Source organism: Methanobrevibacter millerae, assembly GCF_001477655.1.
Classification (GTDB): domain Archaea; phylum Methanobacteriota; class Methanobacteria; order Methanobacteriales; family Methanobacteriaceae; genus Methanocatella; species Methanocatella millerae_A.
Genome location: NZ_CP011266.1, coordinates 278,312 through 294,941, shown reverse-complemented (window position 1 = coordinate 294,941; position 16,630 = coordinate 278,312). Strand labels below are relative to the sequence as shown.

Annotated in this window: 11 protein-coding genes; 4 read left to right on the top strand and 7 right to left on the bottom strand. The window is 34.5% G+C overall.

The window, feature by feature from the left end:
* Window positions 1-81: 81 nt before the first annotated feature.
* Complete coding sequence (locus tag SM9_RS01105; RefSeq protein ID WP_058738386.1) at window positions 82-4,341, bottom strand: Ig-like domain-containing protein; 4,260 nt, start codon at window positions 4,339-4,341, stop codon at window positions 82-84.
* A 112-nt stretch (window positions 4,342-4,453) separates the two neighbouring features.
* Between SM9_RS01105 and SM9_RS12445 the strand changes: the two genes are divergently transcribed.
* Window positions 4,454-4,588 carry a hypothetical protein gene (locus SM9_RS12445; RefSeq protein WP_269744791.1) on the top strand — a complete coding sequence of 45 codons (135 nt, stop codon included), beginning with the start codon at window positions 4,454-4,456 and terminating at the stop codon, window positions 4,586-4,588.
* Window positions 4,589-4,634: 46 nt separating this feature from the next.
* Here SM9_RS12445 and SM9_RS01100 read toward each other — a convergent pair whose 3' ends face one another.
* The gene (locus tag SM9_RS01100; RefSeq protein ID WP_058738385.1) at window positions 4,635-5,285 is read right to left on the bottom strand and encodes a hypothetical protein; all 651 of its coding nucleotides are present in this window, start codon (window positions 5,283-5,285) and stop codon (window positions 4,635-4,637) included.
* Between the two features lie 112 nt (window positions 5,286-5,397).
* Here SM9_RS01100 and SM9_RS01095 point away from each other — a divergent pair, with 112 nt between their 5' ends.
* From SM9_RS01095 to dusB, 3 genes are all read left to right on the top strand, one after another.
* Window positions 5,398-6,246: a DUF1002 domain-containing protein gene (locus SM9_RS01095; protein WP_058738384.1), complete on the top strand. Its 849-nt coding sequence runs from the start codon at window positions 5,398-5,400 to the stop codon at window positions 6,244-6,246.
* 204 nt (window positions 6,247-6,450) lie between these two features.
* Window positions 6,451-7,938 (top strand): sodium-dependent transporter, encoded by a 1,488-nt coding sequence (locus SM9_RS01090; RefSeq protein WP_058738383.1) that lies wholly within the window; start codon window positions 6,451-6,453, stop codon window positions 7,936-7,938.
* Window positions 7,939-8,060: 122 nt separating this feature from the next.
* A complete protein-coding gene (gene dusB / locus SM9_RS01085; RefSeq protein WP_058738382.1) occupies window positions 8,061-9,035 on the top strand; it encodes a tRNA dihydrouridine synthase DusB in 975 nt (324 codons plus the stop codon).
* Between the two features lie 98 nt (window positions 9,036-9,133).
* On the opposite strand, the gene SM9_RS01080 is transcribed toward dusB, so the two are convergent.
* The 5 genes from SM9_RS01080 to SM9_RS01060 form a co-directional block, all read right to left on the bottom strand.
* Complete coding sequence (locus SM9_RS01080) at window positions 9,134-10,186, bottom strand: reverse transcriptase domain-containing protein (RefSeq protein ID WP_198144399.1); 1,053 nt, start codon at window positions 10,184-10,186, stop codon at window positions 9,134-9,136.
* Window positions 10,146-11,654, bottom strand: a complete 1,509-nt coding sequence (gene ltrA, locus SM9_RS01075; protein ID WP_058738380.1) for a group II intron reverse transcriptase/maturase — start codon at window positions 11,652-11,654, stop codon at window positions 10,146-10,148. Before ltrA ends, SM9_RS01080 begins: the two co-directional genes overlap by 41 nt.
* 618 nt (window positions 11,655-12,272) lie before the next feature.
* A complete protein-coding gene (locus SM9_RS01070; RefSeq protein WP_058738379.1) occupies window positions 12,273-12,884 on the bottom strand; it encodes a reverse transcriptase N-terminal domain-containing protein in 612 nt (203 codons plus the stop codon).
* Between the two features lie 715 nt (window positions 12,885-13,599).
* Window positions 13,600-14,742, bottom strand: a complete 1,143-nt coding sequence (locus SM9_RS01065) for an RNA-guided endonuclease InsQ/TnpB family protein (protein ID WP_058738378.1) — start codon at window positions 14,740-14,742, stop codon at window positions 13,600-13,602.
* Between the two features lie 389 nt (window positions 14,743-15,131).
* A complete protein-coding gene (locus SM9_RS01060) occupies window positions 15,132-16,577 on the bottom strand; it encodes an ATP-binding protein (RefSeq protein ID WP_058738377.1) in 1,446 nt (481 codons plus the stop codon).
* Between the last annotated feature and the right edge of the window lie 53 nt (window positions 16,578-16,630).

Genomic DNA, 16,630 nt, shown 5'->3' with positions numbered 1-16,630 from the left:
TATTGCCTTGACCCGGTAAAAATCAGATAGATAAAAAAAAGAGAATATTCTAAAAAAAATAGTGTGAATGAAATATTCACACTATGCAGTTATAACTATATTGTTTGCTATGCTTGCACCATTATAACTTGAAGTTATAATGTATTGTCCAGCCATCAATCTGATGTTAAGCTTAGCATGACCGTCACTGTCAGTTACTCTGTTATATAAAACACCGTTTACATTAAACTGAACAGTTTCACCAGCCAGAGCTTTTCCCTGACCGTCAAGGAGTGTTGCAACAAACTGATCCGGAGTGCCGTACTTTTTATTCAAGTCCTTAGCAGATAAAACAGGCAATACCTTAATATTGTTGGATACCTTACAGTTTTTATATTCTGCAGTGATTATGTAATCTCCAGGCGGCAAATTAATGTTTAACTTAGCAATGCCTGATGCATTGGTAGTACGGTTATAGAATACTCCGTTAATGTTGAATGTTACGGTTTCACCGGCACCAACAGGATTACCGTCATCACCAATCACTTTAACAGTGTATTGTGTTGCGTTTCTGTAGTATTTGGTAATGTCACTGTTTTCTACGAGTCTGGAAATGATTGTAATGTTGTTTGCAGCGTTTTCACCGGTTTCAAGGTTGGTTGCTGTAATCACATAATTACCCTGATTAAGGTTAATGTTCAATTTAGCTAAACCTTCACTACCTGAGATTTTACGGTCATACATTACACCATTGATGTTGAATCTAACAGCAGTTCCGTCTTTGAGGTAGTTACCTTCGCTGTCACGGAAAGTAGCGTAGTACTGTGTATCATTTCTGTAGACTTTTACAACATCAGTACCGTTAACGGTAGACAATACAGTAACTACTGGATTTAAGGTTTCATTTCCAACAGTTACAGTAGCATTATAAACACCACTGTTTAATCCTAAAGCAATGCTTGCAGTACCATTTGTATCAGTAGTTTTGTTATATTCTTTACCGTTGATTACAATGCTGACAGATCTGTTAGCAACAGGATTGCCTTTATAATCAGTAATGTTTACAACAAATCTTTCAGGCCCATTGAAGTATTTGGTAACATCAGGAGCTGAAATGATATCTGATTTGTCAACCTCTTCAACATTGTATGTAATTTTTTCTGTAGCAGGGTTGTACTTGTCGTCACCGGAGTATGTTACAGGAACAGAATAGTTTCCAGGCCTTAAGCCAGGAACCGAAATATTTGCAGTACCGTTAACAACAGGAGCAGTGTACTCTTCGCCTTCAACAACAGCAGTAACATTACCAGTAGCATCTTCAGGCAAGTTTACAGTGATTGTAGAGTTTTCATCCTCAACAACTTCACCAGTAACAATATCCATTGTAGTATTTTGCTTAGGGTCTTTAACAGTCACAGCAACAGTAACGTTTTCAGCAGCATTATACTTATCATCACCGGCATAACTGACAGTAATTGTAGCATTACCTACGCCAACAGCCTTAACATTACCATTCTTATCAACAGTCACAACAGAAGGATTACTGGAAGTGAAAGTAACATTACCAGCATCAGCAGGAGTCAAAGTAGCAGTAACACTAGAATCATCACCAACTCTCAAGTCCAAAGACTCTTCATCAACAGTAATATTAGTATCAATCTTTTTAACTGTTACGGTAATGGTGGTTGAGTTTTCAGCATATACTCCATCTCCACCGACAGTTAATGTGACTTTAGCAGTACCCACTTTAACACCAGTGACAACACCATCTTCAACAGTCACAACACCAGAGTTATCTGGGGTGTAATCAACTTCCAAACCTTCAGGAGTTGTAGTAGCAGCAATAGTGACATTAGCACCAATATCCAAAGTAATATCCTCAGCGGCAACACTAGCATCATTTAAAGTTACAGTAACCTCAATTGTCTTATTTTTAGCAGCAAAATACATTTCATTTTCAGCGAAGCTGACAGTAATGTTAGCTTTACCTTCCTTAATACCCTTAATTTTACCATTTTCAACAATTGCAATACTGGAATTGCTTGAAGTGTATGTCAAGTTACCTGCATCAGCAGGAGTTAAAGTAGCGCTTGCAGGAACATTCTCATTAACTTTTAAAGAAACATTAGTATTGGTAACATTAATTTCAGTTAATGCTTTAACTACATATACTGTAGCTTTTGCATCAGTATAATTTTCAGCAGAGAAAGTAGTCTGATATGCTCCAAGTTTAACATTACTTAAATTAACATTGAATAAACCATCTTCCTGAGTAACAGCGTTGATAGTATAATTTTGTTCACCCTGACATGAAATTGTAATTTTTGTACCGACAGGCAAAGCAGTGCCATTAGCATATTTCACATAACATTCAGGATAATAGTTCCATGGAACAGGTATAACGCCAGTAATACTTACTTCCTTGCCGGCCATACTAATATAAGTCCAATTCGCACGTATCTTGTCTTCGTTTACAGTAACAGTGATAGTCTTGTTTTCAGCAGCATTATACTTATCATCACCGGCATAACTGACAGTGATTGTAGCATTACCTACGCCAACAGCCTTAACATTACCATCATCGTCAACAGTCACAATAGAAGGATTGCTGGAAGCAAAAGTAGCATTTAAATTAGCACTAATAGGTTCAATAACAACAAGAACAGTATCATTAGAACCAATGGTCAACTCTAAAGATTCCTCAGCAAGAATAGTAGTATCAATCTTTTTAACTGTTACGGTAATGGTGGTTGAGTTTTCAGCATATACTTCATCTCCACCGACAGTTAATGTGACTTTAGCAGTACCCACTTTAACACCAGTGACAACACCATCTTCAACAGTCACAACACCAGAGTTATCCGGAGTGTAATCAACTTTCAAACCTTCAGGAGTTGTAGTAGCAGCAATAGTGGCATTAGCACCAATATCCAAAGTAATATCCTCAGCGGCAACACTAGCATCATTTAAAGTTACAGTAACCTCAATTGTCTTATTTTTAGCAGCAAAATACATTTCATTTTCAGCGAAGCTGACAGTAATGTTAGCTTTACCTTCCTTAATACCCTTAATTTTACCATTTTCAACAATTGCAATGCTGGAATTGCTTGAAGTGTATGTCAAGTTACCTGCATCAGCAGGAGTTAAAGTAGCGCTTGCAGGAACATTCTTATTAACTTTTAAAGAAACATTAGTATCGGTAACATTAATTTCAGTTAATGCTTTAACTACATATACTGTAGCTTTTGCATCAGTATAATTTTCAGCAGAGAAAGTAGTCTTATATTCTCCAAGTTTAACATTACTTAAATTAACATTGAATAAACCATCTTCCTGAGTAACAGCGTTGATAGTATAATTTTGTTCACCCTGACATGAAATTGTAATTTTTGTACCGACAGGCAAAGCAGTGCCATTAGCATATTTCACATAACATTCAGGATAATAGTTCCATGGAACAGGTATAACGCCAGTAATACTTACTTCCTTGCCGGCCATACTAATATAAGTCCAATTCGCACGTATCTTGTCTTCGTTTACAGTAACAGTGATAGTCTTGTTTTCAGCAGCATTATAATTTGTATTTCCTGCAAATGAAACTGTAATTGTTGCAGTACCTACACCAACACCTGTAATTTGGCCGTTTTCAACTTTAGCAACATTATCATCACTTGAAGAAAAACTTGGACTAGCTGAATAAGGGTACATATCAACATATAAATTTAAATTTGCACTGGCACCAACGTCGATTTCAATTGAAGGATTTATAATATTAATAGAGGAATCGGCCTTATTTATTGTAAACGATCCGCTTCCGCTACTTGTGTCACCACCACCATTAGGCTGGAAGTTGGCAGACCAAGTATGGGTACCGGCATTCACAGGATCACATGAGAACAACTGACCAGGTCTATCAATATCAACGGAAGCCACCTGCTTACCATCGACATCTAACTGGAGACGACCAACAGGTTGATCCGGTCCCTGAATATGAGCCTCAAATTCAGTTCTAAATTCATCATATGACGCAGTCCAACATTCTATATTAACATCATACTCGCCTGCACCAAGTACTGGAGATGCTGAGTCCCCGTTAGCTTCCTCATATGTCGCACCAATAATTTCATTGTTTTTACCGAAAGCAAGTGATTTGGCATCATTTGCAAGTGCCTTATCATCACTGTCGGAATAATCTTTATTCAAATCGTCTATTGCATTAACATCATTTGCAGCGGAAAGTATCTCCGCATTAGCTGATGAAACAATCGTATCATTGTTTCCATCCGCATCCGCCGCCGAAACAGCAGACACAGATATTAATGCAAACAGGAAAAATAGTATAATAAATATTTTATTGTTCATTTTTTTAACACCTGTATAAAACATGTAAATATACAATCAAAATCAAATTAAAAAAAATAATTGAGATTATATATAATATTATATATTTTAATATTTGTATATAAAATTTTACATGGCATTGACCAATGAAAAATATCAGTTCTCACATAAAATCTGCCAAAAAAAGTCAAAAAATCTATTCGCAACTAAAAAAGACAACAAACGATGTAATCAGCATAACGAGCCAATCACAATGGATGTTAAATAAAAAAATTAAATGGGAATTCGATTAGAAAACATGTAAAATTAATATGTTACTCATTTTTTAAAACGATAACATCACCCATCATTTCAATCAGAATTTTATTTATTGGATTTAGAAGTGAAAACTCATTTTCCTTAGGCAAGTTTTCATTAAGAGGGAATAGCTGAAGTGATGACATGCACAGGTCAGTTGACCTTACTGCAAAATAGGAATAATACTGGCCTTTGTCATATTTTACGATTATGCCTAAATCATCTGTTGGCTTATGGCCGGGAATGCCTTCCTCCTCATAGATTTCAAAGACCTTTGTTGAGTTGGAAGTGACAAGAACATACTGCTTTTTGAAATAGAGCTCATCTGCTTCCAGTTCATATTCATCATATGATATCAGCTCATCAACTGCATCAGGCGAAACCATCATTTCGGGATTGCAGTAAGCCAGTGAAATATAAATGCCTTCATCATCCAGGGCTTTTGATACCAAATCAAAGTAAAAGTTATCCAATTTTAATTTTGGAGGATTTTCCTCAAATAGTCTATCAATAGGAAGAGTATAAGAACCGTTTTGTATTACACTGCAGTAAAAATGTTCTTCTCCCAAATAACCTGCAGTTGATGCTTTTTCTATTGTTTTTTTAACATCAATATCAATCTTTTCAAGATTTCTGGCCATATCAATAGCTTTTTTATCACTTATCAACTTCAACACCTTTGTTTATACTCTGATTTTCAATGCATTTATATATAAACACAACTTACCTACATATATATTTAAATACTACTTATTATAATTATAATTTAGAGGTGAAAATATGCGCAAATCTTTGATTGGTATAATACTCTTATCAATTGTTATTGTTGGTATCGCTTTGCCTATTGGGTTTTCAGCTCAATCAAATACCAAAGTGATTACCTATGGTGAAACGACTTATAATAATGCAAACTATAAGTCTACTGTGGATAACTTCTTTAATCAACAGGCAAAAGTTGATGTGAAAAATATTGACTCCAAAACTATTACAGCAGCTGATGTGAATAAAATCTCAAGTACCATAACAGGAAAAACCTATGGTTCAGATCAAATATTCTCATGTGCATTAGTTGACTTAAGCGAACAAGGAAATATTAAAGTAACTGTGGATAAATCAAAAATCACCACTATTACTGCGGATATGTACATCTCAGCACTAAAATCTGCTGGAGTTACTCATGGACATGCATATGTAACCAGTCCAGTATCTGCAACCGGTGAATCCGCACTTGCCGGCATTATGAATTCATACGAAGCAGCAACCAATGTTCAAATACCTGATACTGTAAAAAAAGCTGCTAACGAAGAAATTTACACAGAATCAGAAATCGTACAAAAAGATAATGTAAGTGCAGAAAACTTAACAAAATTAGTGGACAACGTTAAAGAAACTGTACAACAAAATAATATCACAGACCACTCCACTATTGTAAACATTATTTACAACTATACAGTAAATAACAACATCAATATGTCAAACAGCAGTATTGAAAACCTTGCTACAAGTATCGGTGGAGTTCAGGCTGTACAGGGAGATGTTGCAAACTACACAAATCAAGTGACTGAAATTGTAGGAAACAATTCAGGCGGCTTCTCTTTAGATGGAATATTTAGCAGATTAGGATTATAATCCTAATTTCCTCTTTTTTTATTTAAATCATTTTAATGAAAAATGTTCTATTTTTTAAAATATTATAAAAATATTATTCACTTTTAAAAAAATTGCTTAATTTTTATAATAATTAATCTAATGCTTTTATTTGATAATTAAACATATAGAAATCACCAATTATATATTAAGGAAAAATCTAAATTATATAATTAAGTGATATAAATGTCGAATGAAAATAAAAGTGTGTGGAACAGTAATATAACATTTATTTTAGCAATGATAGGTTCTGCTGTTGGACTTGGTAACATCTGGAGATTCCCAAATGTATTGTACTCCAATGGTGGAGGATCATTTATGATACCCTACATCGTATCATTATTCCTTTTAGGAATCTCATTTGTTTTAGTAGAATATGCAGTTGGATATAAATTCAAGACATCACTATCAAAGATATTATACTCAGTGTATAATAAACTTGAGCCTGTAGCATGGTTTGTTTTGACAATCGTGTTTTTAATTACAACGTATTACATCTGTGTAGTCGGATGGGATTTGATATATGTTGTCTTAAGCTTTACAAAAGCATGGGGATCAAATCCTGATTTATTCTTTTCACAGTCCGTATTGCAGGCAACAGATTCAATAGATGGAATAACAACTATAGTGCCTGCAGTATTAGCATCAATCGTGGCCATTTGGTTTGTTACATGGGCAATATTGAGAACTAACTTAAACGACGGAATAGGAAAAGTAAGCAAGGTTTTACTTCCGCTACTTTGTATAATCGTAGTGATTATTGTAATATTTTCCTTAACATTGCCTGGTGCATCAATAGGATATACCCAAATATTCACTCCTGATTGGAATGCATTATTAAATCCGAATGTTTGGCTTGCCGCATTCGGTCAAATCGTATTTTCCTTAAGTCTAGGTATGGCAATTGCACTTACATATGCAAGTTACCTGCCTGAAGGATCCAAATTAACAGACAATGCAATAGTCGTAGCATTTTCAAACTCAGGATTTGAAGTTTTTAACTCAATAGGAATCTTTTCCATTTTAGGATTCATGGCAATGACTAGCGGAATACCATTCAATGAATTGGTAACTGAAGGAACAGGCCTGGCATTTGTTGTATTCCCGCAGGTATTCAATGTGATGGGACCGAGTGCAAACATCATAGGACCTCTATTCTTCCTGTGCATATTCTTTGCAGGAATTACTTCAATCATTGCACTTTTAGAGGGAGTATGTTATTCAATTTCAGAAAAATTCAATTTTTCACGTAAAAAATCAGCAACTATTGTATGTATTGTTGGAGTATGTGTCTCATCAATATTTGCAACAGGGGCTGGAAGCTTAATTCTTGGAGTATTTGATGCATTCTTAAATAACTTTGCATTATTATTTGCAGTGCTTCTTGAATGTATAATATTCGGATGGATATACGATTTTGATAAATTGATAGCTACTTTAAATGAAAATTCAAAAATAAAAGTAGGAAAAACTTGGAAAACTGTTATTAAATTCATATTACCAATATGTATTTTATTCCTTTGGATTCAAGGAATCCTCTCATCACTTGCAGATGAAGATCCTGTAAGCATTACCATAAAAGCAATATTACTTATTGTATTGATTGCACTTCCAATAATATTTACAAAGCTGCCTGCGAAAAATGAAGATTTCTACAAAGAAGTCCAACACTAAAATACTAAAAGATAGCCATTATTAAAACAAAGATTTTGAAATAATGGCTATTTTCATTAACCATTAAATAATTTTAATCAAATATATATCATAAACAATTATTTTTAGATGAGACTACGTATATGAAATGGAAAATAGGCAATGTGGAAATAGAAAATCAGATTGTTTTAGCCCCGATGGCAGGAATCTGTGATTCAGCATATAGAAGAATCGTCAAGTCAATGGGCTGCGGACTGATAGAAACTGAAATGGTTTCAACAAGAGCAGTGATGCATTTAAACAGAAAGACCCGCGAAATGCTTCATATGACCGATTACGAAAGGCCTATTGCCCAGCAGATATTCGGATCAGATTCCGAATCATTCAAAATCGCCGCCGAATACATTTACAAAAACATGTCTCCTGAAATCATCGACATCAATATGGGATGTCCGGTTACGAAAGTGGCAGTAAAATCAGGAGCTGGAAGCGCACTGCTTAAAAGTCCTGATAAAGTGGAAGACATAATAAAAAGCGTTGTAGATACAGTCCCCATCCCAGTTACAGCAAAAATAAGAAGCGGATGGGATGAAAACAACGCACTTGAAATTGCAAAAATCATTGAAGATGCAGGGGCATCCGCCATAACCGTTCATCCACGTACAAGACATCAGAGATATGACATTCCAGCAGACTGGTCAATAATAAAAGACATAAAAGAGGAATTGTCAATTCCAGTCATTGGAAACGGAGATATCAGAACATGCTACGATGCAAAGGCCATGCTTGATTTTACAGGCTGTGATGCAGTAATGATAGGAAGAGGCATTTTGGGAAATCCATGGATTGTAAAACAGTGCATAGATTATATCGATGAAGGAATAGAACCTCAAAGAGTATCATCAAAAGAAAAGCTGGACATGTTTAAAAGGCATTCACAGATGATTATTGAAGATTACGAAGATAAGGTCCTGATGCACAAACTTAGGACAAATGCCGCATATTATATGAAAAATCTCCATGGAAGCCAGGAAATCAAAAAGAAGATATTTCAAACAAGCACAAAAGAAGAACTCTTTGAACTGCTTGAAAATTACGTGAAAGGGCTGAAATATTAAGGCAGTAATTTCTGTCGGATAAGATTGGGAGATTGCTCTCCCGCACTCTCCCAAGAACCGTACGTGTCCCTTTCAAGACATACGGCTCAAATAGACATTTATCTGAAGTAATTCTTATTAGAATTGAATCTTTTCTTAAAATATTCAAATTTACTTCTATCTAGTGGGGAATAATTACCTTTAACCATCGTGTGCCTTTCAATATTGACCTGACGCATTTTGTGTAATTGTTCTCCAGATTTTGGGTCTGTTAAAATCCATCGGTCATTATGTTTAGCATTCTTTTCCGGTTTTGGAAAATATTTGGAAACTATCCACTCTTTACTCTTACCAGAGTGGAGATGATTTAAGAAAATCCATGTCCTAGTCCATATATGATGGTCTATGGCATGAAATGCATCCGTAGAACATAATGGTTTCCAATATTCTGCAATCCCATCAATAACGGGATTTAACACGGATATTAATTCACCTACATTATGCCCTTTCATATGACCGAAGACCTCATTGATAATGGCTCTCGCCTCTTTTAGACTGTCTTTGGATGGTTTAATAATACATTTATTCCCATCTTCACTTCTAATATTAAATCCAAGGAAATCGAATCCTTCGTATATTGTAGTAGTGTCGGTTTTATCCTCTGCTAGGATTAACCCTCTTTCTTCTAAATATGGTTCTAAGATATTGTAAACTTCTTCGATTTCTTCCTTGGTTTGGGCAAAGATAAGAAAATCATCAGCGTATCTCACAGAACGATAATTTCCATGAGTTGTAATAATTTCATATCCATCTTTGCGAAACGATTTCTTATATGAGATGTTAAGATAGTCTTCAAGTCCAGTTAATGCAATATTGGCCAATAGTGGAGATAATAAGCCTCCTTGAGGAGTCCCTTGCTCTGTGGGAAAGAAATTTCCTTCGTCATTATATCCTGCCTTAAGAATTTTCTCTATCACGTCAACATAAGGAAATCCATCAAGTTTCTTGAGTATAAACTCATGACTTATCGTATCGAAGCAAGCCTTGTCGGATAAAACAAGGAGATTACTCTCCTTGCCTCTCCTAAGAACCCATCGTGTACCTTTCGATACAATGGGCTCAAGTATGCATTTATCCAGTAAAATAAGAATATCTTTTATCGCGCATATCAAAATAATCAATTTTATCTTTATCATAAGGACTATAATCATGTTTTATCATAATATGTCGCCTAATAGGAGTCCATTTCATTTTAATTAGATAATCACCAGTCAATGGATCAGTCAAAATCCAATTGCCAGTATATCTACCGTTATTGAAATAAGGAAAATATCTTTGTTTAATCCACTTTTTACCTTTGTTTCCATGTAATCTTCGCAAGAACTTATATATTTTATTCCAAATATAATCATCCATAGCACCGAATACTTTCTTTGAAACAACATGTCTCCAATAATTAGCAGTACCTCGAATGACTGGATTCAGTCGCCTTATTAAAACTCCCACATTATTTCCATAACAGGATTTACATATATCATCAATTTTCATTTTAAACTTATTTATACTATCCTTAGAAGGTTTATTTAAGCACAATAAACCGTCTTTGGTTTTATATTGTCTAAAATTGAAACCTAAGAAATCGAATCCTTCGGAAATATGTTTAATGAATGTTTTATCCTCAGCTAAAACCAAACCTCTTTCGTCAAGATAAGGTTGTAAGATGCTTTCGACTTTCAGTATATCTTCTTTAGATTGTGCAAAAATCAAAAAATCATCAGCATACCTCACCATACGGTATTTGCCCCTAGAAGCATATGTTATTCCTCTTTTATTTTCATATCTAGCGTATGATATACCTAATATTTCCCCCATACCATGTAATGCAATATTTGCAAGTAGTGGAGAGAGTAATCCTCCTTGAGGAGTTCCTTCAAGAGTATTATGAAATACACCATTATCAACATATCCAGCTTCCAAAAATCTTTTAACAAGATTATAATGAGGAAAGCCTTTGATTTGTTTAAGTATGAAATCATGGTTTAGTGTATCGAAGCAAGAGCGAAAATCTCCTTCGTACACCCAACACCATTTATTCCATTTGATGTTATAGTGTATTCTTCTCGCAGCATCGTGTGTACTTCTTTTGGGACGAAATCCATAACTTGTAGGTTCAAATTTCGCTTCCCATTCGGGTTCTAATGCCATACGAATTATCTCCTGATAAATACGGTCTTTAATAGTGGGAATACCCAAAGACCTTAATTTACCGTTCTTTTTAGGAATGTATTTTCGATACGCAGGTTTAGGTTTATGTAATTTCATTTTCTCCTTTTTGAGCATGTCAAATAGTTTACCACGAGCACGGTCACTTGTAGCTTTAAAACCATCAATGCCAGGAGTTGATTTTCCTTTATTTTCTTTAGTAACTCTATTAATTGCTTTTAACAAAGCAGAATTACTTCTCATCAATTGTCTTTGTAAATCACGGACTTTTTTCTTATCATTATCTTTACTAGCACGATATATTCGTTTTTGTAAACTATCTACATGCCGATTGACTTTGTACCATTTAATACTTTCCCAATCGGTTGCATCTGGTTTCGCGGGCTCACAAATGTTATCATTTGGAGTTAATCTCATTATTAGTCACCATCCTTTAATAGTTTTATACAAATACGCATTATATACACGTTGCATACCATTCAAAAGTCAGCCAGGTTATCCCTGCCACCCACAATGGAGTGATATCCGTTCACAGTTACATATCTTCATTTCTTCCTGCTACCTTTCGGTTAATAACGGCATTTGCTTTCTTTGAAATCCTCTACCCCCTAAGGAATTAAACATCATTCACAATCCGTTTACCCGACCTTAATCGGGACCTCGTGGGGTTTACCAAGTTTATCTCCAATCAGATACGAATAAGGGACGATTCGGACTATACACCGACAGACATATGGGTTGTGCAATATAAATATGATTTCAATATTTATTTCCAGTCTGCAAGACAATAGTAGTCATCCTAACTAATAGGAAAACATCGTATTCCACCTATTGTTCGAAGTTACGACGCTTACATCCGTTCACCATAAAGATTAATCGTTCTTATCCTTCCCCTAGCCTTCAGAATTCGAATACTAAATTCTGATTAGACATACAATCATGCAACCTCCTAATCAATTACTCAATTAAGAGTTTCAAGGGGGGAAATCCCAACACAACAGGGATTGAAAATCCATTTTAATGAATTTTCACTGCTTAAAATGAAGAAAGAGATACTTCTTGTCGCACAAAATCGCCTTCGAAAACTTGACTCCACTTGCCAGATTTGGTATTGAAAAATATCCTCTCTAGCGCGTCATGAGTCCTTCTTGCGGGTCTAAAACCGTAACTGGTGGGTTCAAAACGAGCCTCCCATTGTGGTTCTAACGCAAGACGAAGCAACTCCTGATATACTCTATCGATTATAGTTGGTATTCCTAAAGAACGTTTTTTACCGTTCTTTTTTGGAATATAAATACGTTTGACAGGTTTTGGCTTATGTTTCTTAATATCTCTATTATTCAGTTTAACAAATAATTTTCCTCGTTTGGCATCATTCATGGCTGTAAAACCATCAACACCCGGAGTCCTCTTACCTTTATTGGTTTGAGTAACTCTACGTATTGCTAATTTCAAAGCCGCCTTACTGCGAATTAGCAGTCTTTGTAAATCTCTAACCTTTCTACTATTTCCTTCACTTTCAGCACGAAATATCCTATGTCTTAGTTTATTTACATACCTGTTGACTTTCTTCCAATTGGTTTCTCGCCAAATTGTAGTGTATGATGCTGTGGACTCTAAAACATCATAGTTTTGAGTATAACTCATCTGATCACCATCCTTTCAATAAACAAGAATCCTAGTTTTATTTACACGTTGTCTACTCTTTGAAATTCAGCCATGTTTCCATGCCGTTCATAAAGAACGGTATCCGTTCACAGTTATTATATTCCCAGTTTACTGCTGTCTTTCGACTATAACGGCATTCGCTTTCTTCAAAATCCTCTACCACCTGAAGAATTCGGCTTCTTTCACAATCGGCTTACCAAAAAATTTTTTTTTTGGACTTCAAATGGCTTACCAAGTTAATCTCCCGTCAGATACGAATAAGGGAAGGTCCAATCTTTACACCGGCAATTCTATGGGTTGTGAAATATAAGTACGTTCAAACTACTTATTTCCTAATTGCATAGCAGTAGCAGAAAATATTCTGCAATGTATCCCACCTGCTTCCGAGGTGACGATGCTTACAATTGTTCACATAACGTTGACCATTCTTATTCTTCCCCTAGCCTTTTAAATCGGAATACTCTCATTAAATTAGGCATAATATCATGCAACTCTCTAAATCCGTTGCCAGATTTGAGATTTCAATGGGGGAAATCCTACACAACAAGGATTAAACATTTATATTAATTTATCTAAATTAATATTCAGTTTACTGACTTTATAAGGGAATTGGAGACTCTATCTTGTCGCACTTGAACTACCTCGACTTTGTAGAAATCGAGGATTCCTAGATTTGTTTTTTTGTGCCACTTGTTTATTTGGCGTTTTCTAGGCTATCCCCGTAGTCCCACCGGTTCAAAATATTAATGGCGGCGTTAATGTCACGGTCTAGTATTTTACCGCAGTTTGGACATTTCCATTTTCGAGTTTTCACATCTAATTCATGGTTGATGTTTCCGCAAAAATGACATTTTTTACTGGTATATTTTGCATCTACAAATACTACGCCTTCTGCTTGAGGTTTGTGCCTAGCAAATTTGTCTTGTAGTTTAGTTATGAATTTTGTGAGTGGAAACACCATGTTTTGCTCGCCACCAATCAATATTTTAATTTTTGAGTAATTTTTCTCAAATACTATGGCATCATATTTTTTGACCATTTCTGTTGAAAGTTTCTCTATATAGTCGTCAAGTTTATTGGATCGTTGATGATACCATTTTAATAGTCTGATTTTCTGTTTTTTCCATTTTTTGCTTCCATTTGTGCATTTGGCCATTATCCGGTTGATTAATTTGACCATTTGGTTTTCATGGTCAATGTCAAAGTATTCCTTTTCCTCATCGCTTGTGACCAGCCAGCCGTTTACATTTGAATTAATATCACAACCTACATTTTTACCTGTTAGTTCCCATTCTTCTTCAGTGAAATCAATGTTGAATGTTGCAAAGTAGTCTATTCCATCAAAGGAGATTGTTACATTGTTGAATTTTGTATTTTTGTCGTTTTGTATTTGGAAGTATTCTTGGCTTGTGTGGAATTTTACTTTGCCATATTTTCTCAGAATCATTTTATTTTTTTGGATGATTCTAATGTCTTGTCTTATTGTTTGTCTGAATGATAGTTTAACTGTTTTCTTTTTGTGAAAATGGGGTTTATTGAAGTGTGATGGATTTTTAAAGAAATTATCGAATGATGTGGCCAAGTCTCTTATTTCCTGTTGGAGACTTGTTGATTCTACATCCTCCAAATAAGGAAATTCCCTCTTGGCTTCATTTAGTAGTTTATTTAAGAATGTAAATGTGGGTCTTAGGTTGGAATCGTTACTGTGCATTTTATTGTATTTGTCAAGAACGACATTATGGGCCTTGCGACAGCAACCAAAATTCCTATGAAAACAATCCTTCTGCTCCTGAGTAGGATAAATCTTAACCTTCATTCCCTTTTTAACATCCACCATAACATAAAACACCACACTATTAACCCATCTTCACATAATAGTACAATTTATGCTCCATTAATATATAAAGATACCCAGAGAGCATTTGAAAAGTAATATCGCCCACAAAAATCAACTACGTTTAAAAAACAACAAGAAACATTAAATAAACACCCGTGAAATACAAATGAAACTACAAATTTTCCATTGTAAAAGTGATACATATCAAAAAAAATACAAAAATAAATGCTCCAAAAAAAACTGAAAGTACACTGAATTATAAATACCCATACAAAAAAATATTAAAATCAATTATCATGGCAAATGAAACCCAATAAATAACAATTCACAAAGGTATAACCCAACTTGCAATTCATCCACGACCTTGAAGATGTCGTGGTATTCTTGCATCATTTAGATAAAAAAGAAAATGTTTTTGGAGGTATGAATATCACATCATCTTCCTTTTCTATGAAATCTGTTTTATTTGAAACTACAATCCCATAATCTGCATCATATTTGTTCATTGCTTTTTTTACTTGCCTTTTTGTTTTGCTCCCTATTCCCGATTCTATTGGTATTGCACTGCCGAATAATTTTTTAACGATAAAATCAACACCTCCCTTTTGTGAATCATAATAGACATTGAAATCAAATGAGACATTACTGTTATTTAGATTAAATAGATTGGATGCTATTTGATTTTCCAATAGTATCCCATCATATTCACTTTTTGATCCTGCATTGTTTCCAAATTTTATATTTATGCAGTTTCTGATACTCGGCGTTGCGAAGTTATATTTCCATGGCTTTTTGACTTTTTTAGAAGCCCCTCCATAAGCTTCACTGTGAAATATCAGTTGTGTCTTTTCCAATATATTGATAATATTATTTATGGTTGTTTTGCCACAATCCAAGTAGTTTGACAGTTTGTCATGTGATATTTCTCCCGGTTTTTGTGATGCAAGATATACAAGTGTTTTATAAGTCAAGTTTTGATTGTTCCTATTTAAATTGAATACATTTGCCATATCGACAGTTATCACTTTTGATATTATTGTCCATAATTTTGATACAATTACATCCTCGAATTTGATGTTGAATGTTGCAGGAAAACCACCATATTTTAAGTAAATGTTCCAATCATTTAATGGATAATCTTTCAATCCTATTAAATCCTTTTGGATTTTAAGCTCCTTTTCCTGTGCAGATTCAATGTTTCCTGTGAATATCAACTCAATCAGATCATTTCCAAAATCCGTTTGGTAGTTGTATTTTAAGCTCAAGTGCTGTGAATAGTTTAATGGCATTACCGGCAGTATATTGAGCCTTCTGGCTGCATCAGAATTGTAATTCAGGTGAAGTGATGATGAACCTGTCAATATCAGGAAAATATATGGAGACTCATCATAGAGAATTTTACCATTCATTGCCCAGTTCTCATCAAAGTGTGCTTCATCAATGAAAATGAAAACCGTTTTGTCTAAAAGTGCAGGAGTTGTATTGTGAATTTTATCCAAATATATTTCTATTATTTTTTTGATATCTGTTTGACCTGCAAAATTTGTTGTTTCGCATGAAATATATAACAGATCACTTGAATTGAAGTTTTTTTCCTTTAACAAGTATTCATAGCATTGGTATAGTATTGTTGTTTTTCCAACCCCTCGAATTCCTGGAAGTACAAAGTATCTCTCTTCAGATTCCCCATCTAAAAAACTATCAATCATCAATCTGAGCTTATCAAATTCGTTTTTACTATTAAACTTGATGTTTTTATATGATAATTTCCTGTTTAGAATCATTGGCACTTCAGACAGCTGTTTTATTATATAATTATAAATTACATCTTCCATCATTTATCACCTGCACAGAATCATTTATAATTTATAAACGTTATTATATAAAT